The sequence below is a fragment of the Pseudomonas sp. LBUM1658 genome, from assembly GCF_059716055.1.
On record NZ_CP166798.1, the window covers coordinates 5,796,738 to 5,822,358 of the forward strand.

Consider the following 25,621-nt stretch of genomic DNA (forward strand, 5'->3'; position numbering starts at 1 on the left):
CTCCTGTCAGCGCCGTTGGCCGCCGCCCCGGGACGGTGCTCGGGACGGGCGTTGCACAGTATGACCGCCGCCGCGCGCCGCGTTTGGCCGACTGGCGGCGACGTGACTGGCTTGGCCGCGACTGGCTTGCGTTCGCGACAGCGAGGGGTTGCTGGCGCCGGCAAAGGCATTGTTGCGCGGCCCCTGTGTGCTGGCCTGCTGCTGACGCACTTGCTGGCGGACCTTTGGATTGTCTTGCTCGCGCTGGCGCTTCTGCGCACCGGCCTGGGTATTCTGGCGCGTCTGTGCACTGGCTTGCGCGCGCTCGCGCACCTGGGGTTCTTTGCGCAGATCGCGGCTCGTGGCCTGGGCCCGCTCGCGCGCCTGGCGGTTGCTGGTGGCCGGCGATTCGATGCCGCGCTGCGCCAGCGACTGGCTGGCGCGCTCGCGCTGGGAGGCCCTCACCGGATCGCGGCCGCGGAAAGCGTCGCGCTGTTCGCTGCCGGCCAAACGCCGGCCGCTCTGTTCGCGGTGGGCGCGGTCGCGGTATGGCACGCCGTCGCGGTTGATCGAGTTGTGGCTCCAGGTGTTCTGGTTGGCGTTGATCTGGCGGTTGGAGTTGATGTTGTTGTAGCGGTTGACATCGATGTCGATATCGCCACGGCCCCAGTCGCAGTCGCCCCAGAGCGAATTGACGATTGCCACGCCCGCGCCGAAGGCCAGGCCGGTGGCGAGCGCGGTGCCGAGGTAGGAGCCCGGCGGCGGCGGGTAGTACGCCGGCGGGTAGGACGGGTAAGCCCAGGTGCCATAGACCACGCTCGGGTTGTAGCTCGGTACGTAGACGGTCTGCGGCTGGGCCGGCTCGATGATGATGGTCTGCGTGGCAGCAGGCTGCACCACCACCACGGTCGAATCGGCCGGTGCCGGCGCGGCCGGCTGCACGGTGATGCGTTGTTGCTCGTTGGATTCGAGGTGGCCGGCGGCTTGCGCCTGCCGGCGCAGGCGTTGCACTGAATCCATCACGGCATTGGGCTGCGCGAGGAAGGCGTCGCCCACGCGCTGCACCCAGGCCGGATCCTGACCCAAGGTCGCCAGCGCTGCCGGGAAGGCGACCAGCGATTGCACGCTCGGATCCCAGGGTTCGTTCGCGACTTGACGCACGGCGGCGTCGCCGCTGATGTCCGGATGCGCCTTGGACCAAGCCACGGCGTCGGCGACATCGCCCGGATAGGTCGCCGCCATGAGTACCTGGGCCAGTAACGAATCCGGATACAGGGCCAGCGGCGCCAGCATCTGGTCGAGTTCCTCCGGCGCAAAGACAGCCTCGGCCGGTGCAGTCGGTTCAGCTGCGGGCGCAGCGCCCGCTACACCTGACTCGGGAACGGCGGCCAATGCCTTCGTGGTGAAGAAATCGTCCTCGTCCGAACAGCCGGACAGAGACAACACGGCGAGCAGGATTGCGCTGAAGCAATAGCAAACACGCATGACGCTTCTCCCGGGGGGAAGAAAAAGCGGGACTGGATGCAGGGGCGTAGCGACTGCCGTAGGCGGGGCGCAATCTTTTAAATCATAGCTGGGGGATAAGGGGGGCGTAGCGATTTATTCGGATGGTGGCCTCATGCACCAGAGGCCTGCGTTCGCACCCACATGACCTAAGCTCATGGGAATAAACCAACCGGTGCCCTTGGTGAGTTCAATAGCCTATCAGGTCACCCAAGGGGCGGTAACGATGCTGTTAAGCAATGAGCCGCCCGAGCGCTTGTCGCCATCAAAACCATCGAACAGCGGGATATAGAGATGACTATAAAAATCATCAGCCTGATTGTGGCGCTGTTTGTGCTGACGCAAGGCTGCGCCTGGGCGCCGCCTCGCCTATCCGCGGTGCCGACCGAGTTGACGGCGAGAGCGGAGATCCCGGGAATGCCAGGGGTGCGTTATGTCGCTGGTGGAGACATGACGGAGCTGACCCGAGTCGCGCTTCAAGCACTGCTGCGCGAACAGGCTTACCTCGTGAAGCAGGGGCACAAAGGGCCCCTACCGCCAGCGGTATATCTGGCAATTTCGGGCGGTGGTGACAATGGCGCGTTCACCGCGGGATTGATGAATGGCTGGACGGCTACAGGAAAGCGCCCTGAATTCAAACTCGTTACTGGCATCAGCACGGGCGCGCTGATTGCGCCTTTCGCCTTTCTTGGGCCGAAGTACGACGCGGAGCTGAAGCGGGTCTATACCACCTTATCGCCCAAAGACGTCATTTTGCCGCGCAGCTTTGTCGCCGGCGTTTTGGGCGATGCGATGTCGGACAATGCACCGCTGTTGAAGCTGACGCGCAAATCGGTGACCGATGACATGCTCAAGGAGATCGCCGCCGAGTACGCGAAGGGCCGCTTTCTGTTGATCGCAACCGCCGACCTTGATGCGCGACGCCCCATTATCTGGGACATGGGGAAAATCGCGACCTATGGTGGTCCTGAGGCATTGGATCTTTTCGTGAAAATCATGATCGCATCCGCCTCGATTCCGGGAGGATTTCCGCCAATGATGATCGATGTGGAAGTCGACGGTAAAACCTATCAGGAAATGCACGTGGACGGCGGCATCATGGCGCAGGTATTCGCTTATCCGGTTGGGATCCGGGTCAATGAGGAGGCGGCAAAAGCAGGATTCACCCGCGAGCGCAGGCTCTACGTGATACGCAACGCGCGACTCGATCCGGACTGGGCGCAGGTCGAGCGCAGCACCATGAGCATCGCTGGGCGCGCGGTCGCCTCGCTGATCCACAGCCAGGGCATCGGCGACCTCTACCGGATCTATGCCACCACCCAGCGCGACGGTGTGGACTTCAACCTCGGGTTCATACCGTCGAGCTTCAAATTCCCCCACAAGGAAGAGTTCGACAACGAGTACATGCGCAAGCTCTACGACACCGGTTATGACATGGCATTGCATGGCTTCCCGTGGTTCAAAGTTCCGCCCGGATTCGCTCCTCCAGTTGCACCGGCAACGGGGAAATAGTGAGCGTGTGTTGCGCTCAATAACTAATAAAGGGACAACAACATAAAGGGGACCTATTTACCCAAAAAATAAATCCGTCCCCCCTTTTCCGTTTCCCCTCCCTGGTCATTTATCGTCCCTCTTTGCTGACGATTGTGGCCGACTTTCAGTGTTCTCTTCGGCGTCGGGAGCTTCAAAAACACTCCCTGGCGTGAACACATGAGTCTGCAACCTGCTGGCATCGACTTCGGCGACACCATGAACCGCACGGACCAGGTCAATGGCCTGTTCACACTGTCTATGCGTGTTGACGCGACCGCTCAACGACACAGTGCCCGCATGGGTTTTGACATTGATGTGCAGGCCAAGGGTCGGTTCGGCAAAGGCCAGGGCCGACTTCACCTTGGCGGTAGTCCACGCGTCGTGAACGGCCATTCCCAGATCATGAGAGTAATGCTGGAAGGCGTGATTTTTCATGGCGCAACCCTCTCTCGCGCAATCAGACGGACTGTCTCACACTAATTATAGTGCGGCCGTTGCCTGCGGTCGGAGCGCTATCTCCATGATCGACTCATAGCTGCCTACTCAAAGAACATGGCTGGATATGAGCCTCGAAATTTCTACAATCGAAGTCTTCCCGGTAAATTCAAACTTTACTTTACCCAGCGACGAAAAATAAATTTCCAGCTCTGAGTCCAGGTCAAATGTTCCGGACGTCTCCACGGAATAGGCGACGATATTTTTGTAGGGCAAGGAGGTGAAGTCTTTTTTGCTTCCGGTGATGCCTTGCACATTTACCGCGATGATTCTTTTGTTCGTAAATACCACGCCATCACGCATGGATTTATATGAATCGATTACCTGCTCTCCTTCCAGCAGAAGGGAAGTGACACGTTCAGCGTATTCATCGTTTTGCTTCAGCTTGAAGAAACCCTTGTTGTCGAAATCAATCATCCAGCAGTCCTCGTTAGTAAAATAATCATCCAGGATTTTCGCGAACTGCTGACTATAACTGACGCAAATCCTTGCTTGCCAGCTCGATTGGCCAGCATTGCGTACGACCTTTCAACTTGTTACGCGCCGGGAAAAACATCCTCAATGGGTATCCCCTTTTTTGTCTGCTGCTATTTAGTACTCGGCCCGAAGCTGCTTGCGTAGTGGTCGCAGGCGTCGCTGACCGCCTTCTCGGCACGTTTGATTTCCTGCAGAACCTCAGCTGGTATCCGTCGCTCTTCATTGGCCACCCGCTCGATCTGGGCCTCGATATCGGTTTCGCTCATGGCGGAATCGCTGTCGCTGACGGATGCGAACAGCTCGGCCTCTACGTACGCGCCCGCTGGCGGCGCAGCAACTGAAACCCGCGCCTTGGCATAGAGGTCTTCCACGTACAGCTGGGCCATTTCGCACAGCGCGTCCTGCTTTCGGTTCGCTTCGATGGAGTACTCGCTGATGGCATATACCGCACCGATGGCCAGTACCAATTTCATGCCATTGGCGAGCCAGTTGCTGTTCATGGTCTGCGCCCTCGAGGACATCAGGGAAAGAGAATTCAGCGGGTATCGCTTCGACTCCATTCGAAAAATCCAAAACCTGGCAGCCTGCAAATCGAAGTCTAGCCGCAATGCTGAGCCGGTTAACCCGGATCGGCCTTTGGATTGGCCTTGGAAATCAGAAGAGACCAATTTATTTTTCGATCAACTGGCAAGCCGGGAGATAAATCCGTCCCCCTTTTCCCACTTTTTCCCAAGGCAGCTTGTAGTTTCGGCGGGCTGACCGAGTTGCTGTGTAGGAAATGGATTAATTCTTCTGCGTCATTTCCTATTCGCTCCGGATGCCCCTGCCATTGGGGGTGCGGCCTGTTAGCGTCCCACCGTCTTATTTATCAGCGCCCCGATATTCGCCCGGCTCAGTGCTTTTGCCGAGGGGAAAAACGGTCGCAACCTACGGTCGGGAACACCCTGGACTCGGTCGGATGAAATGGAGAGGAAAATCAATGAATGAAGGATATTTCATTGGCTTGGATGACGAAACCAGCTGTGGGGGCAAAGTCCTGGATGGTGATACCAGAGTCATGTTGTACGGCATCGCTCATGCCCGTGAAGGTGATCGAGTCACTTGTGGAAAGGACGACAAGACTTATCAGATTGTGGGTGGCGTTTCGCACGTGATCAGTCACGGCAAGCGCGTGGCTGGCACGCTGGATAGCTTCAGCAATTGTCCCTGTGAAGCCCAACTGCTCCCCTCGGTATTCACGGCCACCTATCAGAATGAGAAACGCCCTGCGCCGCGGGCTACCAGGAGAGCCGCCCCACCGGCGACCCAACCTGGCAACCGGTTTACATCGAAACCCCAGGTGGCTGATCCGAAGCCTGCAGAGAAAGCCACTGCCCCACTCGGCGATCTCGGTGCCCCCGCAACCTGTAACCATCCAGACCAAATGGAAGAGCTTGCTACCTACATCGCTGGTGAGATGAATCGAAACATCAAGCATCCAGCCGTGCTGAAAATGAAAGAACTGATCAACTACGATAGCAGCGCTGCGGCCAAGAAATTCCTCGAGCTACCATGGTACGCCAGACTGGCCGGACCACCGAATTTCAACACCATCGCATGGACCAATAAGCTTGAGGCGATGGCGATCTGGACTAAACAAGTGGGTCAAAATATGGAGTGGGACCACAAGCCGAAACTGGAGGCGATGTACAACGGTGTCGTCCGGCACAAGCAAGGGAGGTACGAGTACTACTACGACATCTGGTCAAACATCCATTATGGGTACATCGGCATTGCAGGAGGACTTTCAGAAAGTGTGCTGCTGGACGGTGCTGGGGCTGAACAAATCGCCTCGGACACCTTGCGGAAAACCAAAGAGTTATGGACAAAGCCCAAAGAGGAAAGAGAACTCCCCGGCCCCCGTCCTACCGCCAGCCCCTGGACAGAGTTGCGATCATGGGATGATGTCGCTGATCGAGTATCAATCAGCATCGGCATGAAGCTCGCCAACCTGCACCTCAATGACGGTATAACCGCGAAGATGATCATGGACGAGGTGCTGGCAATTGCTCCAGAAGACTGGGGGGATGGAATCCGTGTCCACGTCTGCAAATAAACCCCGATCACGTTACTTACGGTGGCTATGGATTCCGTTGTTGCCACTATTGCTGCCGCTGCTGGTGCTGCAGCTGATTGTCTTCTGGCAAATTATTGTACTACCCACTGCGACCGTCCATTACTCCAAGGATGCTGTGCAAGAACTAAGGTACACATGGAACGTCCAACACCGTTTATACAGGGGACGGATGTCCCCCGGAGGAGCCGTTAGTGACGACGGATTTCTATCCCCGGATGCCGAGTTCTTCATGGAGTTTTCTTGGGCTGCCGAGAACCAGCGTTGGCACTGCATCAGCATCACACCGAAGTGGCCGAATACGCACATTTACCTCGACGCCGACGGCAACATTGATATGCGAAAAGAGAGCGGTACTGAGATAGATCGGTTGAAAGAGTGTCAGTGGGATTTGGTGAAACCCTAACATTCGCCGAAGGTTAGATTGGCGATCAGTATTGGCGTGAAGCTCGCCAAGTAAACCCAAACGGCGGGATAACAGCAAAGATGATCATGAATGAAGAGCTGGCAATTATTCCAGAAAACTGGCCGGATGGAATTCGTGACCACGACTGCAAGTAAAATACGTTCAAGGTATAGATGGTGGTTATGGATTCCATTTTTGTATCTGGCTCTCAGCCATTGGGATATCGCACTACCGACCGTAACCATTCACTACCCCGAAAACGGAAAGGAAGAACTTAGGTACATCTGGAACGTCCAGCACCGGATATACAAGGGAGGGATGCAACCCGGCGGAGGTGCAGTCGATAACGGCTTCCTGTTTCCTGATGAGAATTTTTTTATGGAAATCTCCTGGTGGAGCAAAAACGTTCGTGCCCACTGCGTCAACATAACCCCGAAGTGGCCTAATACGAACATCTACCTTGATGCCAACGGCGACATTGATCATAGCGAAGGCAGCGGCACGGATTCGGATCGTTTGAAACAGTGCATCACGGATACCGCGAGCCCTTGAAAGACGCAAAGGCCTAAAAAACGACTTAACACTTTATAAAGCGATCCGTATCGGCATGAAGCGCGCAAAACAATGGCGGAATAGCCGCGAAATGATCATGGACGAGGTGCTGGCAATTGCTCCAGAAAGCTGGGGAGATGGAGTCTGTGTCCACGTCTGCGAGTAAACCCCGAACACGGTACATGCGGTGGCTATGGATTCCGTTATTACCGCTACTGCTGCCGCTGCTGGCGTTACTGCCGTTTGTCCTCTGGAATATTTTTGTACTACCTACTGCAACCGTCCATTACTCCAAGGATGCTGTGCAAGAACTGCGGTACACGTGGAACGTCCAAGACCGGATATACAGGGGACGGATGTCCCCCGGAGGAGTCGCTATCGACCATGGATTTCTATCTCCGGATACAGAGTTCTTCATGGAGTTTTCTTGGGCTGCCGAGAACGAGCGTTGGCACTGCATCAGCATCACACCGAAGTGGCCCAATACGCACATTTACCTCGACGCCGACGGCAACATTGATATGCGGGAAGGGAGCGGCACTGACGTAGATCGGTTGAAAGAGTGTCAGTGGGATTTGGTGAAACCCTAACATTCGCCGAAGGTTAGATTGGCGATCAGTATTGGCGTGAAGCTCGCCGAGTAATACCCAAACGGCGGGATAACGCAAAGATGATCATGAATGAAGGGCTGGCAATTATTCCAGAAAACTGGGGGATGGAATCCGTGTCCACAACTGTAAGTAAGTCACGACTACGATACTTGTGGTGGCTATTGGTTTTGTTGTTACCGCTATTGCTGCCGTTGCTGGTGCTTCTGCTGATTGCCCTCTGGCAAATTATTGTGCTGCCCACTGCAACCGTCCATTATTCCAAGCATGGGGTGGAAGAACTGCGGTTCATCTGGAATGTGCAACACCGGATATACAAAGGAGGAATGCCCCCCGGCAGCAGCACACGGGATCATGGCTTCTTGTTTCCAGATGAGAAGTTTTTCATGGAAATCTCCTGGTGGAGCAAAAACGTTCGCGCCCACTGCGTCAACATAACCCCGACGTGGTCCACTACGCACATCTACCTCGATGCCAATGGCGACATTGATCACAGCGAAGGCAGCGGCACGGACTCGGATCGAATAAAACAGTGCATCACGGATACCGCGAGCCCTTAAAAGACGCAAAGGCCTGAAAAAAACGATTTAACATTTTACTATCCACTGCTTGCTCGCGATGGACTCAAGAACGGCGCGTTTATTCAGAAAATAAGCGTTATCGTTAACTTCCATCGCGAGCAAGCTCGCTCCTACAGGGGCCGGCGAGGCTGAGGACGAAGTCCTCGCAAGTCCTGCGTATGCGGTTTACTTGAAAGAAGCCGTTGCCTGACTTAACGGCTCTACGAGAAACGCCAGAGCTCACCCCGCTCGCGCACTGTTTCGGGCGGCACTGGCCGCGCGCTCCAGGGCGTCACTCAAGAAGCGCTGTTGCTGATCATCGAATTGCGACAGAAACAGTTCGGCAACCGCGCCTTCGTAAATCTGCCACATCTTCTTGCGCAACACTTTGCCGCTCTCGGTGATCGAGGCACAGGCTCCACGGCCGTCATCGCTGGCACGACTGCGCTCGACCAGGCCCTCAGCCTCCAGGCGGTCGATCAAGCGCGTGAGGTTGTAGCGTTCGATAGCCATCACATCGGCCAGTTCGTTCATGCGCCGGGTGCCATTCGGGCCGCTTTCCAGCCCCCACAACGCATCGTACCAAGCGTAAGCAGGTAACCCGGCCGCGGCCAGCCGGCGCTCGATTTCCCGTATCAGGCAGCGGTGAGCCCTGACGAATCTGAACCAGGTATCCGGCTCGCTTGAAGACATGCTTCACCCTTCCAATGAAATCGATTTAGTTGCAATTGTAACGCGCAGCAGGATAAGTTCGGCATGTCGTTGCAATTGCAACGACACGCATTCCGACGGATTGGCGCACACCGATCCCCCTTCCCCAGGGCACCGAAAGGTGCTCGCGCGGCACTATCCAGGAGACGACGATGGCACAACAATCAGTGTTTCTCGACGAGGATCCACAAGAGACTCGCGAATGGCTCGAATCCATTGAATCGGTTCTGAGCGTCGAAGGCCGCCCTCGAGCCCATTATCTGATCGATCAGTTGCTGGATTTCGATGTCAGCCAGCATGGCGACTTTTACGGGCGAGTCACCACGCCCTACGTCAATACAATCCCCGTGAACCGCCAGCAAACCTACCCCGGCGATCTGGGCGTGGAGCGACGGATCAATGCCTACATCCGCTGGAATGCCCTGGCCATGGTGCTGCGTGCCGGCAAACATTCCAACGTTGGTGGGCACATTGCGTCCTATGCCTCGGCCGCCATCCTTTACGACGTCGGCTTCGATCATTTCTTCCGCGGCCGGACCGAGCAGTTCGCTGGCGACATGGTGTATATCCAGGGTCACTCCTCGCCGGGCATCTACGGGCGCGCTTACCTCGAGGGACGCCTGAGCGAAGATCAACTGGATAACTTTCGTCGCGAGACCGATCGCGATGGCGTGTCTTCGTATCCCCACCCTCGGCTCATGCCTGACTTCTGGCAATTCCCCACCGTGTCCATGGGGCTGGGGCCGATCACCGCGGCCTATCAGGCACGCTTCATGCGCTACCTGGAAGATCGCGGCCTGAAGGAACATCAGGGTCGAAAAGTCTGGGCGTTTCTCGGCGATGGGGAAATGGACCAACCGGAGTCCCTGGCGGCCATTTCCCTGGCGGGTCGGGAGAAGCTCGATAACATCATCTTCGTCGTCAACTGCAACCTGCAGCGCCTGGACGGCCCGGTACGCGGCAATAGCAAAGTGATCCAGGAATTCGAAAGCCTGTACCGGGCGGCCGGCTGGAATGTCATCAAGGTGATCTGGGGCGGTGGCTGGGATGCCCTGCTGGATAAGGACAAAAGCGGCCTGTTACGCCAGCGCATGATGGAGTGCGTCGACGGCGAATATCAAAACTACAAATCCCAGAACGGCGCGTACGTACGCGAACACTTCTTCGGCAAATATCCCGAGTTGCTGCAACTGGTCAGCGACATGACTGACGAAGAAATCTGGAAGCTTTCTCGCGGCGGCCACGACCCGGAAAAAGTCTACAACGCCTATGCGGCGGCCATGCGCCACACCGATGGACCGAGCGTTATTCTGGCCAAGACCGTCAAGGGTTTTGGCATGGGTGAAGCCGGCGAAGGCCAGAACATCAATCACCAGCTGAAGAAGATGGGCGACGATGCGATCAGGGCCTTCCGCGATCGTTTCTCGCTGGAAATCACTGACGATCGACTGGGTGAAATGCCCTACCTCAAGCCTGCCGCGGACAGTACCGAAGCGCGCTATCTGCAAGCCAGGCGCGCCCAGCTGGGTGGCTACATTCCAGAACGGATCAGTGCCGCAGAGCCCTTGCAGATCCCACCATTGTCGGCCCTGAGCACCCAGCTCAAAGGTACCGGCGAACGCGAGATTTCCACCACCATGGCCTTCGTGCGGATCCTTGGGACCCTGCTCAAGGATCCGAATATCGGCAAGGTGATCGTGCCCATCGTCCCGGACGAATCACGGACCTTCGGCATGGAAAGCCTGTTTCGCCAGATCGGCATCCACTCCCACATTGGCCAACTGTATACGCCCCAGGATGCTGGCCAACTCAGCTACTACAAAGAGGCCAGGGACGGTCAGATCATGCAGGAGGGCCTCAACGAATCCGGCGCCATTTCCTCCTGGATCGCGGCCAGCACCTCGTACAGCACCCACGGTGTGATGACCGTGCCCTTCTACATTTTCTATTCCATGTTTGGCTTCCAGCGCGTGGGCGACCTCGCCTGGGCCGCCGGTGACGCTCGGGCCAGGGGCTTTCTACTCGGCGCAACCTCGGGCAGGACCACCTTGATGGGTGAAGGCCTGCAACACGACGATGGCCACAGCCACGTGCTGTCTTCGACCGTCCCCTGCTGCGTGTCCTACGACCCGACCTACGCCTATGAACTGGCGGTGATTATCCAGGACGGCATGCGGCGCATGTATGTCGAGAACGAGGACATCTACTACTACATCACCCTGCTCAACGAAAACTACGCCCACCCGCAAATGCCCGAAGGCGCCGAACACGGCATTCTCAAAGGCATGTACCGGCTCTCGGCCACTGCCGCGCAGACCGAAGGCAAGCATGTGCAACTGATGGGCTGCGGCTCGATCCTGCTGGAAGTCATCGCCGCCACGCAGCTGCTGGAGACGGACTTCGGCATCAGCAGTGAGGTCTGGAGCGTGACCAGCCTGACGGAACTGCGTCGAGAAGGTCAGGAGGTCGAGCGCTGGAACCTGCTGCACCCGCAAGAAACGCCACGAGTCGGTCATGTGGAAAGTTGCTTGCAGGATAAACAGGGGCCCATGGTGGTTGCGACCGACTATATGAAAATATTCGCCGATCAAATCCGCCCCTTCGTACCCAAACGGCGCTTCATCGCGCTGGGCACCGATGGTTTCGGTCAATCGGATACCCGCGAATCACTGCGCAAATTTTTCGAAGTCGATCGGCACTTTATTGCCGTAGCCGCCTTGAAGGCGCTGGCCGATGAAGGCACGTTGCCACGGGAGAAAGTGGCCGACGCGATTGCCCTATATGGTATTGATCCGGAGAAACAGAACCCAGCCACAGTTTGACGGCGTAAGCCGCCGCGCCAGGTCCTGGTGAGGCGGCCTGCAAATCCCCAACCCACCCGAACCGGGATTTGGTGCCAGTAGCGCCGAGCGCAGAACCTTTGGCAAGGGGGATCGTCAGCGCTGAGCCAGTCCGTCAAGCCGGCTGAGCATTTGACGCTTCAACCTGCAACGGCCACGCCCAGTGACTCGAATCCGGTTCCACAAGCCGCTCGAAATGCCCGGCAATCGCCTCAACCAATCCTGCATCCTTAACCGGGTCCAACCCCGGATAGGGCCGACCGTTGTAGTTCCCGGTATAAGTCAGCACCGTCTCGATACTGCCGCTGTCAGCGTAGAGTTTCCTCATCAGCTGGCACTCCTGGTCCTTGCTGTCGGTCGAGCGCAGGGCATAGTGAATGGCCAGTGCGGTGCCGAACTCCAGCGCGGGGGAATCGATCCCGTGTTTTTTGGCGAGGTCGATGCTTCGCAGAATGCGTTCGTTGCGTTGCAGTTTGCGCAGAGGGTCGCGCCCCACTCGTGCGCAAGGGTCCTTGAAGGAGGTCTTGCAGCGTTCCAGGAATGTCTTGGCAAATATCGCGACGGCCTCGTTCATCTGCGTATTTTCAGCCACCAGGGCCGGCCCGACTTCTTCTCGGATCAGCCGCTCGGCCAGGGCGGCGACACGCGGGTCACCCATGCCCTGCCCCAGCAAGGAATGCCCCAACAGGCTGGCGTACCAGGCAATAATCGCGTGGGGGCCGTTCCACAGGAGGTTCTTCATCACCTGGGTCTGGGTGATGTCTTCCACGGTCTTCACTTGGCGTAGCCGCTCCAGCAAATTGCTGCCGCGCTCCACGTAGAGGGGCATGTCCGGTTCGCTGTTGAACAGGATCAAGTGCAACTGGCTAAGCGCGTTACTCGACTGGGTGAAGGGCCGGAAGCGACCAATCAGTCGTTCGTACTCAGGAACCGGTGTCGTCGGCTTCACCTGAGGGTCGATCTGCTCGTCGTTGATACTGTTCTGGAAGATCTTCGACTTGATCCGCAGCTGGCGCAGCAGGGCATCGTTGGAGATCTTGGAGACGATGCGGCTGACCACTGTTTCGGCAAAGTGGGTCTTCTCCAGAACCTTCTTGCAGAACTCAGCTGAGCACATACGCCCCAGCTCCGCTTCGACCTGTCGACGAACGAAGGCCGCGCCGCCCACCTTGTTCAGCACGATGAGGATCGTCAGCTCGCGCCGACGGCGTTCAAAGCGGCGGATCAGGCCCTTGGCAATCACCCCGGCCTGTTTGCGTATGGCCGCCTCGGGCAGGCTAAGCCCGATGACTTCCGCGACGTCATACATGTCGATCACCGCTTCGGCGTCGTCCATGTCGATCATTCTGATGTTTTCGATGGTCTGGTCGAAGGACGTGGCACCGTAGCGCACGCTGAATCTGCCGAAGGCTGTGACCGTTTCACGGAGCATCCGCGAGCGGGTGGCGGCGATGATTTCACAGGGCCGGGTGTAGCCGTCCCAGTGGGAGAACACCTGTGTCAGGTAGCCGCCGCCGATAGCGCCGAAGCCGTGGATGCCGACGCGGAACTGGTTGAGCGCCGTAGGGAAGGCCTCGGTCAGCTCGGGTGTGCCGAGATCGGGCATGCATTCGCTCAAGTCACCGAGAAACTCCTGCATGTTGCGATAAGCCTTGAGCGCACCGGCTTTGACCTCGGGCGCTGGCGGCTTGATGTCCTCGATCAGAATCGGTTGCCCCTCGGCGCGGATCGCCGACAGCAGGCCGTTTTCAGAATCTTCGAACATCAAGCAGCTGCCCGGCAGGCAATTGAGTGCGCTGGCCGCCTTCAGGAAGATCTCGGGATGGGGCTTGCCATGGCTGACTTCATCGCCACAGACGGTGATGTCGAAATATTTGAGCACGTTGGCATTGATCAAGTATTCCTCGGCGATGGCCCGACGGCTTGAGGTCGCGACCGCCATGGTCAGGCCGTATTTGCGCAACCGCTCCAGCACCTCCAGCAAGCCGGCCTTGATGGGCACACCGTGATTACGCACAAACGCCAGCTCAAGTTCATCGGCGCGCTGGCGGATTTCGGCGTAGGGGAAGTCTTCACCGTGGTTCGCCTTCGCCAGGGCTTCGGCTTTCTTCGCGCTCAGGCCGAGTGAACCGATCAGGGTTTCCTCGCTGAGCGGCGTGCCGAAAATCTCGCTGGAGGCCTGCTTGAGGGTTTTGAAACGCAGGCGCTCAGTGTCAAACATGGTGCCATCCATATCGAAGATGGCGCTGAATATTCTTTTACCCTGGAAAAAAATCATAGGCTGATACTCCGTGTAACGTGAGATGGCGCGCTGCAGGCCAGTCTCCTGGGAGAGGCACTGCGGCAGCACTCAGTTGTGCCGTGTAGCGGACGGGCGCCGTTCGAGGCTGGAATGCCGACGGGGCGGTGTCGCGCTCAGGTGGTGATGAATTCAGATAGAAAAAGCCAGACGAGCAAAGCATCCCGCGACAAAACGGAAAGGGATGCGCCGGTTCAGTGGCTAACGATCAGAAAAAGCAGGCGGAGGGACGTATCGATGGCGCCGATCGAGGCAGCTGCCAGACAAGCCAGGTCGCAGACGGTGTAAAACGGAGAGGCGAGTAACAAGCCCTGTGGCTGCGCCAGCGCAGCATTTTACGTGAGGCCCACAGTGCGCAATCAGGGATGCGGACAGTGGGCCGGACGGGCGATCGATACGTGTGATTCCATGCATATTGGCGTGTAATATCCTGCGGTGTGGCTAATCGTCTTATTAGCTATACAGCATACGAGGCGCCTAAATCAAGGTTAACGGTCGGTTGGGGTTAGCCGGGAGCGGTGCGAACTGTTACGGTATTTGCATAAATATCAGATATTTTTGCGAGGCAGCCCATAGCATTTCAATCCCACGACCGTCCGTTTCAGGTCACCCAAGACGCCGAAACCGCCAGCAAGATAGCCTTGAGAATGGAGCTGTCGCTGTTCATCACCGACTGCATCAAAAAGCTCGGTCTCAAGCAAGTTGAAGCCGCCGCCAGGCTGAACGTACCTCAATCGCGCGTCTCCGAATTGGCAAATGGCAATATCGAGAAATTTACCGTCGATGCCATGATGGACATGCTGGATAAGCTCGGCTTTCGCACCCACGTCACCCTGCCGCTCAACGATGCCGGGGAGTCGCCGCAAATTGTTGTTAAGCCGTCACCCGTCAGCTAGCGAGTTACGGGGCAGGCCCAATGCCGGTCTGTTAACGGAAATCTATCGACTGGTGATTAATTGTGGCGAGGGCGCTTGCTCCCGCTGGGGCGCGGAGCGGCCCTAAAACCTGCAAGCCGGTTCTGCCAGACACACCGCATCTGCAGGCTTTACGGCTGCTGCGCAACCGAGCGGACTGTCAGCCACCATCGATGGCAAAGCGAACGCTACGCCCTTGTAGGAGCGAGCTTGCTCGCGATGGACGTTAACGATAACGCGTGTTTTCTGAATAAACGCGCCGCCCTTGAGTCCATCGCGAGCAAGCTCGCTCCTACATTAAGGTCTGCTTTCCAAACGCTACTCTCAGGACTTCGAGAGTGCCTGGGAATTACTCACCACCCCGTCAGCACGACCCGGATTTACCTGCGGTTGACCCTTCGACTCGCGCAACGTCCAGAGCAGATAGACCCCCACCAGCCCAGCCGCCGACAGTGACAACATCCCGGCACGGGGATCGGTGAACCAGACCTCCATATTGGCCTTGAGCATTGGCGCAACGAAGCCGCCGATATTTCCCATAGAACCAATCAGAGCAATACCGCCTGCAGCGGCGACCCCACCCAGGTAACTGGTCGGCAGTGTCCAGAACAGCGGTTGAACGGTGACGAAACCGGCGGCTGCAAAGCAGAAAGCCAGTAATACCGGAGCAAAGCTGTTGAGCAATGCCGAGGAGGCGATACCCAGCGCGGCCATGCCCAGCATGCACATCGCCATCTTCAGGTGCGCCCCATGCCGGTCGGCGTAACGTGTCACAAAATACATGGCGACGGCGGCGCACAGCCATGGCAACGAAATGAACATGCCCACCTTGAAACCGACGGTGGTACCCAGCAGTTCGGCGATTCGCGTCGGCAGATAAAAGATGACCCCGTACACGCTGACCTGAACGCTGAAGTAGATCAGGATGAACTTCAGCACTCGCTTATTGCGAACCAGCCCCAGCAGGCTGCTCGGTCCATTGGCCAGCTTGAGCTTGTCTTCAGCCTGGAGCTCCTGGCTCAGGGCGGCCTTCTCCTCACGGGTCAGCCAGTTGGCGTCCTGTGGCTTACTCTTGAGATAGAACAGCGCAATGATCCCGACGATGACAGCGGCCAGCCCTTCCACCAGGAACATCCATTGCCAGTTGGTCAGGTCGAACATGCCATGCATTTCCAACAACCAACCCGACAACGGGCTGCCCAGCATCAAGGCCAATGGCAGGCCGAAATAGTAGATCCCGATGGCCTGACCGCGACGTTGGGCCGGGAACCAGTAGGTCAGGTACAGGATGACACCTGGAGAAAAGCCCGCTTCGGCCACGCCGAGCAGAAAACGCAGCACATAAAACGTCGTTTCATCGCGCGTGAACATCATGGCTGCAGACACCAGCCCCCAAGTGATCATGATCCGGCTAAGCCAGACCCTCGCACCGACGCGGTGCAACATGAGGTTGCTGGGGACCTCGAAGATCGCATAACCAATGAAGAAAATGCCGGCCCCCAGGGCGAAGGATGCATTGCTCAAGCCGATATCGGTTTGCAGCGCCGCCTTGGCGAAGCCGACGTTGGAGCGATCAATCATCGCCAGGGCGAACATCAATGCGAGGAAAGGCAACAGCTTCCATCGGCACTTGGCGATGGCGCTCTCAATAGCTGCCGCGTGGTCCGATCTTGTTGATTTTTTGGTCATCATTTGTGCCTTATTGTTAGATGTCCAGCGACCACTGTTTTCTATCTATCCAGAACTTCTGGCAGGCAAATCAGTGGGGGAGATGTGCCTGCCACCAGACCGCGAACGGCCAGGTTTTCAATCAATGCACGCAGACCGAACGCCCACGCTCTGGTCCACCACTGCGGCGGGTCACGACTAATCTGCTTCCGAACTACTGCCGCTCCACATCCCTACGCTGACGACTGGGGCAGAAACTAGTGGATCTGGTTGATAAATCCCAATGACATAATTTCAGCATTTGATATTGTTTCGTTATCAACCAGATCGAGCGCCTTATGGAAAACGACGATATTTCATACGCCAGCCTCAGCAGGTGGCTCAAGATCAAGCACCTGACGCTGATCGATACGCTGGCCAAGACTCGCAACATGCACACCACCGCCGACCTGATGAATCTCAGCCAGCCAGCCATCAGCAAGATGCTGCGCGACATCGAACTGTTGCTGGGATTCGCTTTGTTCGAACGACAAACCCGCAACATGGCGTTGACTGAACTTGGCGAGTTCGTGGTCCGCTATGCCCGGATAATGCTGGACGACACACAATCATTCGTCGATCAGCTCAATAAACTGCGCAAAGGGGGACATGGTCATTTGAAGGTTGGCGCAATTTTCGCGGCGACTTCAGTCGTGCTGCCTGAGGCCATCACCAGGATCAAGCTGGACCGGCCCATGCTGTCCATCGAAGTGATAGAGCAAACCAGTGATCAACTGCTGGAAATGCTCGAGCATAAAAAACTCGACTTGATCATTGCCCGCTTCATGGATGAACGTTATCAGCAACCGTTCGAGTTTCGTGCGCTAGGGCCTGAGCCCTTCTGCCTGGTGGTCAACAGTCGCCATCCGCTCTTGCAGTTCGACGAAGTGGCTACCGAGCAACTCAGCGATTGGCCGTGGGTCATGTACCCCTTCAATACCCCCATACGTCGACGGATGGAACGTGCCTTCGCCGAGTTCAATATGCGCACACCCACAAACACGGTCGAGACCATCTCGATGCCGACGTTCCTGCAACTGCTGCAATCGGGACCGATGCTCGCCCTGTTGCCCGAGTCCATGGTCCAGTCGCAGGTCCAGAGCGGCTTGCTGAAAGTACTCAACACGCCGTTCAAGGTCGAACCTCAGGACTACGGCATCATCACGCGCAAGGATGAACCGCTGACCGAAGCCGCCCGGGAGTTTGCCGATACCTTGCTGGAGTTCGCCAGGCTGCGGCGCGAAGCTGGAGACCGCTGAGACGGTTTTTTCAAAGCAGCCTTCAAGAAACCCTCGATTCCAGGATATCTACACATCTTTTAAGGGCTGCCGAATACCTGTGGCGAGGGAGCTTGCTCCCGCTGGGCTGCGCAGCAGCCCTAAAACAGGTTGCTGAGTTCTTTCTGAAACACCGCAGTAGCCTTATTGGGGCCGCTGCGCGACCCAGCGGGAGCAAGCTCCCTCGCCACAAGTTCGGTGTGTATGCTTACAAAGCACCCTCAATAACACCGCAATGTTTCCCGGAACGCCCCGCCTCAATACCAATCAGCTCACCAATCGCTCGCGCATCGATGGGCCTGCTCAAGAAATACCCCTGAACCTCATCGCACCGCGCTTCCTGCAATGCCTCGAGCTGCTCGATCGTTTCGACTCCCTCCGCCGTGACGGTAAGCGACAGCGCTCGCCCCAGCCCGACTATGGCCTCAATGATCGACTGATCATCATCGCTGGCGGTCAGCCCGGAGACAAAACTGCGATCGATTTTCAACCCATCGAAGGGGAACGAACGCAGGTAGCTCAATGACGAATAACCAGTGCCGAAATCGTCCATCGCCAGCCGCACGCCCAGCGCTTTCAAGTCGGTCATGATCTGCAGCGCGCCCTTGGCGTCTTCCAACATCACATTCTCGGTCAACTCCAGTTCCAGCCGGCCCGGGCTCAAGCCGGTTTCCGCCAGCACCGCCTGCACCCTGGACACCAGCTGCCCGCGCTGAAACTCGGTGGGCGACAGGTTGACCGAGACAAAAAACTCTTCCGGCCAGGTCGACGCGGCCATGCAGGCGGTATGCAGCACCCAGTTGCTCAGCGGCAAAATCAAGCCTGTCTCCTCCGCAATGGGAATAAATACCTCGGGCGACAACAGCCCACGCAGCGGATGCTGCCAGCGCACCAGCGCTTCGGCACCGGCCATCCGCCGGCCTTCGATCTGGTAGCGCGGCTGGAAGTGCAGGCGTAACTCACCATGTTTGATGGCATAGCGCAGGTCGCTTTCCAGTTGGCGACGATCAATGATTCGAGCGTTCATGTCGCCGGCGTAAAAGCGCCAGGTATTGCGCCCTGCGTCCTTGGCTTCATACAGCGCGATGTCGGCATAACGCAGCAACTCGTCGGCCTGGGTGGCATCGGCCGGGGCCATGGCGATGCCGATGCTGGCACTGATGAAGACTTCATGTTCCTCCACCTGGAACGGCTGCTCGATGCAGTCGATCAAACGCTTGCACAGGTGCTCGACTTCATTCTGGGACACCATGTTGGCCAGCACCAATACAAACTCATCGCCGCCGACCCGGGCGACCAGATCATCGGCGCGCAGGCACTGCCCCAGCCGTTTCGAAACCTCGTTGAGCACCTGATCGCCGGCTGCATGCCCGAGCAAGTCATTCACCGGCTTGAAGCGATCAAGGTCGATGCTCAACATCACCAGTGGCTCGTCGAGGGTCGGCGCGGCCTTGAGCTTGCCATCGAGGAACTCTTGCATGCGGGTGCGGTTCGCCAGGCCGGTCAGCGCGTCGTGTTGCGACAGGTATTCGATACGCCGGCGGGCCGCCACTTCTTCAGTGATATCGCTCGCCGTGCCGCGATACCCCAGCCCTTCCATTTCCCGCACAGAAAGGCGGCTGATCCGGGCTTGCCCGTCGCCTGCCTGATAACTGCACTGCAAAATGGCGTTGGCCCGTCGCGAATGGTTTTTCAGCCACTGGGACAGCGGCCCTTGATCAGAGGCCAGCAAGTCATCGATAGGACGGCCGATGCAATCGGCCCTGAGCAGCCCCGTCACCGCCTCGAAGCGCTCCGAAAGATAAGTGAAACGCAACTCGGAATCGATTTCCCAGATCCAGTCGGAAGAAGCCTCGGCGACATCCCGAAACCGCGCCTCACTGGCCGCCAGCGCCGTCTGGCTGACCTGCAAGGAGGTGTAATTGGCATCCATGGCCCGCGCCGCGGCCGTGGTGCGCCGCCGAAGAATCCAGGTCATCAGTCCGATAATCAGACCCGCGATACCGATCAGCGGCAAGACAACGGTCAGCAACTGATGCCCCGGGCGCTCCGGCGTCCACTGCAACGCACCCGCCGCACCCGCCTCGCCCAAGGGTAAAACCGACGGGCTTAGCTTTGCGCTATCACCCGAGGCTACGCGCAACTGGTCAATCCCGAAATCACTGCCGAGGGCGCTCAATCTGGCGGCATCCAGCTTGGCGACAAACAACAGCACCGAGGAAGGCCTGGCATCAGCTTCGACTTGAGGGTCGGTGCCAGTCGTCAAGGGCGCGGCGGCGACCAAAACGGGAGTGCCGGCGACATCGAGATACGCTGTGATCGGCGTCTCACTTTCCGCCCCTGCGCGGGCACGCTCGATCAGCGCGGTGATGGGTTGATTCAACCAGGCTTCAGCCGCGACCGATCCCAGCTGGCCATCAATGATCGAGTACGCGGTTCGATCGGTAGGGTCGATAACAAACACCCCCTGAAAGCCGAAATCAGCAAAAAGCGTAGGGCCCATGTTCTGCCTGACGAACGCCCAATCCGTATCCACTGTCTTGTGCAGATGCTCATAGGCATCGCCCCAGAACGCGTAATCCTTGATCGTCAAAAGAACTGACTTCTCCAAAGACTGCACGGCCTTTTCCGTATAGAAGCGGCTGCGCGCCTCGGCGTCGTGGTTCTGCTTGAAGGCGATAAAAATAATCAGCACGCTGGCCAACAAGAAAATCGACAGCAACAGGCCAGAGAACCCCATCAGCGAAATGCGGGTCAGGGACAGATTGGAGGTTTGCACCTTCACGAGGGGGTCGAGATTATGAATTTTCATAGTGCTCCAGGCGGTGCAGCGAATACGGGCCAGCATGGAAGACAACGACACCACCTCGGCAGTGTGCGTTTAGAGTTTTCCCTGACTCATAGTGCGATACGCCCTCAGCCCGGACAGTTGGCAGAAACAATCCGGAATGCACCTGTTGACTGTATCGGCCTGAATCTTGAGGTCTTGACCCGTGGCCGGCTTCAACTTCCCACATACCGACGTTTGCGCCGAAAGCAGACAGCGCAACGCCTGAAGGCTGCACAACTCACGGGAGGAAATGAGAAAGTCTGCTTTGTGTCCTCGGCAGACTTGTTCCGGAGGTAAGGACAGGACGCCCAAACCCAATACTTGTGGCGAGGGGGCTTGCCCCCGCTGGGTTGCGAAGCAACCCCAAAATCAGCCACCGCGAGTCTTCAGATACAACGCGGCGGCCTGCAGCTTTCCATCAACTGACCGGCATTGACACCCGCCAGCCAAACTAACCGTCAGCGGTCGTTCTTGATGCTCGAGGCGCCAGCATTATGCAGCCCCTTGGTATTGTGATCGCCTGGCGTGGTGCGAGAGATCACAGTCGCCTTGGCCAACCCGCGGGTATCGCTGTCATGCGCCACCGAAGAAGTCACCGAACCATGCACTCAGGAACTTACGGGCTAGCCATCATCTAATGGCATGCGGGGCAATCGCCCTCCCCCAGAGGCATCTACGTCATGTCGAATATTCGTCTGTCCGTCGCCACCTTCACCGCCGCTGCACTGCTCGCCGGTTCACCCGCGCTGCTTGCCGACCCAGGCAACGGCAAAGCTAACCCCCATGCCAACCAGAACCAGCAAGGCAATAGCGGCCACAAGGGCATCCCGAACGTCGCAAACGCCAAACAGGGGCAAGGAAAGCAGGACGATAGCGGTTGGGACCGAGCCCCGACCATCGATGTGGGCGGGATCCGGGTCATCCTTGGCGATAATCGACAATACTGGGGCAGCGTCCAACCCCTTCCACCGGGCATTCAAAAAAACCTCGCTCGCGGCAAACCCCTGCCACCCGGCATCGCCAAAAAGCTCGATGGCCGGCTGATCGGACGCTTGCCCCACTATGATGGGTATGAATGGCTCCAGGCCGGTACCGATGTGATCCTGGCGGCCGTCGCGACAGGCATCATCTACGAAGTCCTGCACGACGTACTCCACTGACAGAACACAGCTCGCACAGGCCGGGACAGTACCCCCGGCCTTTTGCCTGAACAAACATTGAGCGTCTTTCGCTGAAAGCGGCCAAAAACAACCTTGAGAGGCTGGCAGTGATAAATACTGCATTGAACCGACTGCGCCACTGGGCCCGCGTCATAAAGCGGCAAATCATGGTCCTATGGTTCAGCTGCCGAAACCCGCAAACCCCACTGCTGCCCAAACTATTGGCACTGTGCGTGGTGGGCTATGCCCTCAGCCCCATAGACCTGATCCCCGACTTCATCCCGATACTCGGACTGCTCGACGACGCAATCCTGCTGCCACTCGGCATACTGCTGGTAATGCGCTTCATCCCACAAAGCGTTCTCGACATATCCCGCGCCCGAGCCCTGGACTGGGAAAGAAATCACGAGCCCAAGCCAGTCAGCAGAGTCGCCGCTGTAGTCGTCATCCTGCTATGGAGCGCCGCACTGTTCGCCCTATGGCAATACCTCGCGTAGGAGCTGCCGCAGGCTGCGATCTTTTGATCTTAAACCCCCCACCCCACATCAATCCATAAAGTGCCGGCAGCTCGCGCTATGGAAACCACTCGCCCAAACCACACATCCTCCGTAGGAGCTGCCGCAGGCTGCGATCTTTTGATCTTAAAAATCCTCAACCGCATCACTTCCCCACTGACTACACCAACTTGCGCCACTGCCTACAATTCCCCCAGAATCCCCCCGCTTGTGCGCCTTGCCCCACGCCACTAAGGTTCTCCTGTCGCTGCCCATCAGCGATCGGGTTTAGTAGCCCGTGGTTATCTAGCAAGGTGCAACAGCTCCATTCAGTCAGGTATCCCAGATCCCTGCACTTGATGGCGGCTGTGCGCAGGGCGCCCTCGGGCGCGCCGGTTGCTAGGTCCCCGGTCTACTAACCTGCGTACAGCTGCCACCCTTCCGTTTAGTAGCGAGATGGTTGCAGCGCCACTAAAAGGACCTATGCCCAATGTTCAAAGCCACCCCCAACCCACCCGAAACCCCAAACGTTTCGCCCTACGAATCCCTCGATTCGAAAAAACTCCACGAGGCCGCCTACCGAGCCCTCGATCACTACCTGACCCCACCACCATCAATCAAACCGCGCTTCAACGACCAGCGCCCCAACCAATTCTTCACCGTCGCCCCAGACATCACCCCCGAAGCCTTGCTGGCCCACACCTACGAAACCTTCTGCTCGGCCAGCACCCTGACCCTGGATCTTTCCGATGACCTGGAAGGCAAACACCGCAACCTCGCCCTGGCGATCTATAGCCTGATGGAACTGGGGTTGTTGCTGATCGAAAAGACGTTGGATCGCGAGCATCCGGTGAAGGTGTAAGTAGAAGAAGTGCCCGTCGGCATAAGGCGATAAGCCGACGGGAACATAACCTGTGGCGAGGGAGCTTGCTCCCGCTGGGGCGCGTAGCGGCCCTAAAACCTGCAAGCCGGCTCTGCTAGACGCACCGCATGTACAAGCCTTACGGCTGCTGCGCAGCCGAGCGGGAGCAAGCTCCCTCGCCACAGGTAGTGTGCTCGGCGCTGATTACGATTAATGGTCCACTAACACCACACAACAAACCCCCACCCTCACCTGCGGTATGATCCCCGGCTCTGTTTTACGTAAAGAGCCTTGAACCTGGATGTCTGTCACCTCCCCGCTACCCGAGCACACCGACCCATTACCCGCCGTAGTTGCCGGCCCGCTGCTGCGACGGCTGGAGCCAACGCGACTGGTGTTGTGGCTGGTGGGGTCTCGGGCGTTGGAGTTGACGCTGCGCCTGCGGTTTGTCGAGGCCAGCGGTGGCGAAACGATTCTCGATTTCCCCCTCGACGCCCAACAGTGCCAGGTAGTACCAATCGGCTTGCATGGCTTTGTCCATCTTATCGATCTACATCTGGACACCGCCCTACCCTGCGACCAGTCGATTCAATACGACCTGCTGATCACCGAAGCAGACGGCCGACAATCAGGCATCGCCGACTGGGCCCCGCATCTGCTCTACGGAAATGCGCGCTGTCCCGATTTCGTCCTGCAGAGCCGCATCAAGCAGTTGCTCCACGGCTCCTGCCGTAAACCCCATCATCATGCCGACGAAGGTCTGCTCTGCGTCGATCGTTTGCTGGCCGAGGCGCCCGAGCCTGAGCAACGTCCGGCCTTGTTGATGATGAGTGGCGATCAGGTCTACGCGGACGATGTGGCGGGCCCGATGTTGCGGGCGATTCATGCGTTGATCGAGCGTCTTGGGTTGTTCGAGGAGTATCTGGAGGGCGCGGTGGTCGAGGACAGTGCCCGGCTCTATGGGCATCCGGCCAGTTATTACCATCGTGCCGATCTGCTGCCGGCGCTGGAGAGTAATGAAACCCTGCGCGAGCGGTTTTTCGGCGGGGTGAAGAAGCCGATTTTCACCAGCAGTACCGCCGACAATCACTTGGTGACTTTCTCTGAAGTGATGGCGATGTATCTGCTGGTCTGGTCGCCGGTGCCCTGGACTCTGATCGCGCCGCAGCCGCCGGTGCTGGTTGCCGAAGAGCGGACACATTATGACCTCGAGCAGACGCATATCGATGCCTTCAAGGCGGGCCTGGGTGGTGTTTCGCGGGTGTTCGCGCATTTGTCGTGCCTGATGATCTTTGACGACCATGACATTACCGATGATTGGAACCTCAGCGCCCAGTGGGAAGAGACGGCGTACGGCCATCCGTTTTCCAAGCGCATCATCGGCAACGCCCTGATGGCTTATATGCTCTGCCAGGGTTGGGGCAATAACCCCGATGTGTTCGGCGAACTGCTGGAGAAGACCGACGCGTTGAGTGCCGAGGCGATCGGCGGGGACCGTCACTTGGACAGCGCCGATCAAGACAGTCTGATCGATGATTTGCTGCGCTTTCAGAACTGGCAGTACGTGATGCCGACCACTCCGGCGCTGGTGGTGCTCGATACCCGCACTCGGCGCTGGCGTAGTGAGTTCACCCTGAAGCAGCCGTCGGGTCTGCTCGACTGGGAAGCCCTCAGTGAATTGCAGCAGGAACTGCTGGATCACCCTTCGGCGATCATTGTTTCGCCGGCGCCGATCTTCGGCGTCAAGCTGATCGAGACGGTGCAGCGGGTGTTCAGCTGGTTCGGTTTCCCGCTGTTGGTCGACGCGGAAAACTGGATGGCCCATCGCGGCGCGGCACAGGTGATTCTGAATATCTTCCGCCACTCACGCACGCCGGGGAACTACGTGATTCTGTCCGGGGATGTGCATTATTCCTTTGTGTATGAAGTGCTGATCCGCCACCGCAAGGGCGGCCCGAGGATCTGGCAGATCACCAGCAGCGGCATCAAGAACGAGTTTCCGCCGAAACTGCTGGAATGGTTCGACCGGCTCAATCGCTGGCTGTACTCGCCGCGCTCGCCGCTCAACTGGTTGACCAAACGTCGGAGGATGCAGGTGATTCCGCATATCCCCGAGCACGCTGAGGCGGGTGAGCGGCTATGGAATTCGGCGGGGATCGGGCAGGTGTTTTTTAACGAAAAAGGGCAACCGCAGGCCATTTATCAGCACAATGCCAACGGGTCACCACCTACGCGGTTGGTGGGGCCTGAGGAGCCGCGATAAGCTGCGGCCACAGAGTATTTGATATACCCAAGGGCGCA

The 25,621-nt window shown here is 58.0% G+C and carries 21 protein-coding genes; 13 read left to right on the forward strand and 8 right to left on the reverse strand.

Going from position 1 to position 25,621, the window contains the following annotated elements:
• Positions 1 to 6: 6 nt before the first annotated feature.
• Positions 7 to 1,464, reverse strand: a complete 1,458-nt coding sequence (locus ACA064_RS26790; protein ID WP_497670815.1) for a DUF3300 domain-containing protein — start codon at positions 1,462 to 1,464, stop codon at positions 7 to 9.
• Positions 1,465 to 1,776: 312 nt separating this feature from the next.
• Here ACA064_RS26790 and ACA064_RS26795 point away from each other — a divergent pair, with 312 nt between their 5' ends.
• Positions 1,777 to 2,994 carry a patatin-like phospholipase family protein gene (locus ACA064_RS26795; RefSeq protein ID WP_497670816.1) on the forward strand — a complete coding sequence of 406 codons (1,218 nt, stop codon included), beginning with the start codon at positions 1,777 to 1,779 and terminating at the stop codon, positions 2,992 to 2,994.
• A gap of 105 nt (positions 2,995 to 3,099) precedes the next feature.
• On the opposite strand, the gene ACA064_RS26800 is transcribed toward ACA064_RS26795, so the two are convergent.
• From ACA064_RS26800 to ACA064_RS26810, 3 genes are all read right to left on the reverse strand, one after another.
• Positions 3,100 to 3,450: a BON domain-containing protein gene (locus ACA064_RS26800; RefSeq protein ID WP_497670817.1), complete on the reverse strand. Its 351-nt coding sequence runs from the start codon at positions 3,448 to 3,450 to the stop codon at positions 3,100 to 3,102.
• Between the two features lie 108 nt (positions 3,451 to 3,558).
• The gene (locus tag ACA064_RS26805) at positions 3,559 to 3,927 is read right to left on the reverse strand and encodes a PH domain-containing protein (RefSeq protein WP_497670818.1); all 369 of its coding nucleotides are present in this window, start codon (positions 3,925 to 3,927) and stop codon (positions 3,559 to 3,561) included.
• 170 nt (positions 3,928 to 4,097) lie between these two features.
• Positions 4,098 to 4,487, reverse strand: a complete 390-nt coding sequence (locus ACA064_RS26810; protein ID WP_497670819.1) for a hypothetical protein — start codon at positions 4,485 to 4,487, stop codon at positions 4,098 to 4,100.
• Positions 4,488 to 4,966: 479 nt separating this feature from the next.
• On the opposite strand from ACA064_RS26810, the gene ACA064_RS26815 reads away from it, so the two are divergent.
• The 5 genes from ACA064_RS26815 (at position 4,967) to ACA064_RS26835 (ending at position 8,226) form a co-directional block, all read left to right on the forward strand.
• On the forward strand, positions 4,967 to 6,082 hold the full coding sequence (locus ACA064_RS26815) for a polymorphic toxin type 44 domain-containing protein (protein WP_497670820.1): 1,116 nt from the start codon (positions 4,967 to 4,969) through the stop codon (positions 6,080 to 6,082).
• A 40-nt stretch (positions 6,083 to 6,122) separates the two neighbouring features.
• The gene (locus tag ACA064_RS26820) at positions 6,123 to 6,506 is read left to right on the forward strand and encodes a hypothetical protein (RefSeq protein WP_497670821.1); all 384 of its coding nucleotides are present in this window, start codon (positions 6,123 to 6,125) and stop codon (positions 6,504 to 6,506) included.
• 90 nt (positions 6,507 to 6,596) lie between these two features.
• The gene (locus ACA064_RS26825; protein ID WP_497670822.1) at positions 6,597 to 7,058 is read left to right on the forward strand and encodes a hypothetical protein; all 462 of its coding nucleotides are present in this window, start codon (positions 6,597 to 6,599) and stop codon (positions 7,056 to 7,058) included.
• A 416-nt stretch (positions 7,059 to 7,474) separates the two neighbouring features.
• Positions 7,475 to 7,648: a hypothetical protein gene (locus tag ACA064_RS26830; RefSeq protein WP_497670823.1), complete on the forward strand. Its 174-nt coding sequence runs from the start codon at positions 7,475 to 7,477 to the stop codon at positions 7,646 to 7,648.
• Between the two features lie 80 nt (positions 7,649 to 7,728).
• On the forward strand, positions 7,729 to 8,226 hold the full coding sequence (locus ACA064_RS26835) for a hypothetical protein (RefSeq protein ID WP_497670824.1): 498 nt from the start codon (positions 7,729 to 7,731) through the stop codon (positions 8,224 to 8,226).
• A 240-nt stretch (positions 8,227 to 8,466) separates the two neighbouring features.
• Here ACA064_RS26835 and ACA064_RS26840 read toward each other — a convergent pair whose 3' ends face one another.
• A complete protein-coding gene (locus ACA064_RS26840) occupies positions 8,467 to 8,919 on the reverse strand; it encodes a MarR family winged helix-turn-helix transcriptional regulator (RefSeq protein ID WP_497670825.1) in 453 nt (150 codons plus the stop codon).
• Between the two features lie 170 nt (positions 8,920 to 9,089).
• On the opposite strand from ACA064_RS26840, the gene aceE reads away from it, so the two are divergent.
• Positions 9,090 to 11,759: a pyruvate dehydrogenase (acetyl-transferring), homodimeric type gene (aceE, locus tag ACA064_RS26845; protein WP_497670826.1), complete on the forward strand. Its 2,670-nt coding sequence runs from the start codon at positions 9,090 to 9,092 to the stop codon at positions 11,757 to 11,759.
• 133 nt (positions 11,760 to 11,892) lie between these two features.
• Here aceE and mtlD read toward each other — a convergent pair whose 3' ends face one another.
• Positions 11,893 to 14,055, reverse strand: coding sequence for a bifunctional mannitol-1-phosphate dehydrogenase/phosphatase (mtlD, locus tag ACA064_RS26850; protein ID WP_497670827.1), 2,163 nt, complete (start codon positions 14,053 to 14,055; stop codon positions 11,893 to 11,895).
• 593 nt (positions 14,056 to 14,648) lie between these two features.
• Between mtlD and ACA064_RS26855 the strand changes: the two genes are divergently transcribed.
• Complete coding sequence (locus tag ACA064_RS26855) at positions 14,649 to 14,972, forward strand: helix-turn-helix domain-containing protein (RefSeq protein ID WP_497674337.1); 324 nt, start codon at positions 14,649 to 14,651, stop codon at positions 14,970 to 14,972.
• 342 nt (positions 14,973 to 15,314) lie between these two features.
• On the opposite strand, the gene ACA064_RS26860 is transcribed toward ACA064_RS26855, so the two are convergent.
• Positions 15,315 to 16,679: an MFS transporter gene (locus ACA064_RS26860; RefSeq protein WP_497674338.1), complete on the reverse strand. Its 1,365-nt coding sequence runs from the start codon at positions 16,677 to 16,679 to the stop codon at positions 15,315 to 15,317.
• A gap of 317 nt (positions 16,680 to 16,996) precedes the next feature.
• Between ACA064_RS26860 and ACA064_RS26865 the strand changes: the two genes are divergently transcribed.
• Positions 16,997 to 17,956, forward strand: a complete 960-nt coding sequence (locus ACA064_RS26865) for a LysR family transcriptional regulator (protein ID WP_497670828.1) — start codon at positions 16,997 to 16,999, stop codon at positions 17,954 to 17,956.
• Positions 17,957 to 18,182: 226 nt separating this feature from the next.
• Here ACA064_RS26865 and ACA064_RS26870 read toward each other — a convergent pair whose 3' ends face one another.
• Positions 18,183 to 20,786 carry a bifunctional diguanylate cyclase/phosphodiesterase gene (locus ACA064_RS26870; protein ID WP_497670829.1) on the reverse strand — a complete coding sequence of 868 codons (2,604 nt, stop codon included), beginning with the start codon at positions 20,784 to 20,786 and terminating at the stop codon, positions 18,183 to 18,185.
• 698 nt (positions 20,787 to 21,484) lie between these two features.
• On the opposite strand from ACA064_RS26870, the gene ACA064_RS26875 reads away from it, so the two are divergent.
• The 4 genes from ACA064_RS26875 to ACA064_RS26890 all read left to right on the forward strand — a co-directional run bounded on the left by ACA064_RS26875 (position 21,485) and on the right by ACA064_RS26890 (position 25,583).
• Positions 21,485 to 21,964 (forward strand): anti-virulence regulator CigR family protein, encoded by a 480-nt coding sequence (locus ACA064_RS26875; protein ID WP_497670830.1) that lies wholly within the window; start codon positions 21,485 to 21,487, stop codon positions 21,962 to 21,964.
• 167 nt (positions 21,965 to 22,131) lie between these two features.
• Positions 22,132 to 22,461: a YkvA family protein gene (locus tag ACA064_RS26880; RefSeq protein WP_497670831.1), complete on the forward strand. Its 330-nt coding sequence runs from the start codon at positions 22,132 to 22,134 to the stop codon at positions 22,459 to 22,461.
• Between the two features lie 487 nt (positions 22,462 to 22,948).
• Entirely contained in the window at positions 22,949 to 23,320 is a 372-nt protein-coding gene (locus tag ACA064_RS26885) for a DUF6124 family protein (RefSeq protein ID WP_497670832.1), read from the forward strand.
• 301 nt (positions 23,321 to 23,621) lie between these two features.
• On the forward strand, positions 23,622 to 25,583 hold the full coding sequence (locus tag ACA064_RS26890) for an alkaline phosphatase D family protein (RefSeq protein ID WP_497670833.1): 1,962 nt from the start codon (positions 23,622 to 23,624) through the stop codon (positions 25,581 to 25,583).
• Positions 25,584 to 25,621 lie beyond the last annotated feature (38 nt).

Coding starts and splice junctions, on each gene's coding strand:
- ACA064_RS26790 (WP_497670815.1), bottom strand. CDS start 1,464: ATGCGTGTTTGCTATTGCTTCAGCGCAATCCTGCTCGCCGTGTTGTCT.
- ACA064_RS26795 (WP_497670816.1), top strand. CDS start 1,777: ATGACTATAAAAATCATCAGCCTGATTGTGGCGCTGTTTGTGCTGACG.
- ACA064_RS26800 (WP_497670817.1), bottom strand. CDS start 3,450: ATGAAAAATCACGCCTTCCAGCATTACTCTCATGATCTGGGAATGGCC.
- ACA064_RS26805 (WP_497670818.1), bottom strand. CDS start 3,927: ATGATTGATTTCGACAACAAGGGTTTCTTCAAGCTGAAGCAAAACGAT.
- ACA064_RS26810 (WP_497670819.1), bottom strand. CDS start 4,487: ATGAACAGCAACTGGCTCGCCAATGGCATGAAATTGGTACTGGCCATC.
- ACA064_RS26815 (WP_497670820.1), top strand. CDS start 4,967: ATGAATGAAGGATATTTCATTGGCTTGGATGACGAAACCAGCTGTGGG.
- ACA064_RS26825 (WP_497670822.1), top strand. CDS start 6,597: ATGAAGAGCTGGCAATTATTCCAGAAAACTGGCCGGATGGAATTCGTG.
- ACA064_RS26830 (WP_497670823.1), top strand. CDS start 7,475: ATGGAGTTTTCTTGGGCTGCCGAGAACGAGCGTTGGCACTGCATCAGC.
- ACA064_RS26835 (WP_497670824.1), top strand. CDS start 7,729: ATGATCATGAATGAAGGGCTGGCAATTATTCCAGAAAACTGGGGGATG.
- ACA064_RS26840 (WP_497670825.1), bottom strand. CDS start 8,919: ATGTCTTCAAGCGAGCCGGATACCTGGTTCAGATTCGTCAGGGCTCAC.
- aceE (WP_497670826.1), top strand. CDS start 9,090: ATGGCACAACAATCAGTGTTTCTCGACGAGGATCCACAAGAGACTCGC.
- mtlD (WP_497670827.1), bottom strand. CDS start 14,055: ATGATTTTTTTCCAGGGTAAAAGAATATTCAGCGCCATCTTCGATATG.
- ACA064_RS26860 (WP_497674338.1), bottom strand. CDS start 16,679: ATGACCAAAAAATCAACAAGATCGGACCACGCGGCAGCTATTGAGAGC.
- ACA064_RS26865 (WP_497670828.1), top strand. CDS start 16,997: ATGGAAAACGACGATATTTCATACGCCAGCCTCAGCAGGTGGCTCAAG.
- ACA064_RS26870 (WP_497670829.1), bottom strand. CDS start 20,786: ATGAAAATTCATAATCTCGACCCCCTCGTGAAGGTGCAAACCTCCAAT.
- ACA064_RS26875 (WP_497670830.1), top strand. CDS start 21,485: ATGTCGAATATTCGTCTGTCCGTCGCCACCTTCACCGCCGCTGCACTG.
- ACA064_RS26880 (WP_497670831.1), top strand. CDS start 22,132: ATGGTCCTATGGTTCAGCTGCCGAAACCCGCAAACCCCACTGCTGCCC.
- ACA064_RS26885 (WP_497670832.1), top strand. CDS start 22,949: ATGTTCAAAGCCACCCCCAACCCACCCGAAACCCCAAACGTTTCGCCC.
- ACA064_RS26890 (WP_497670833.1), top strand. CDS start 23,622: ATGTCTGTCACCTCCCCGCTACCCGAGCACACCGACCCATTACCCGCC.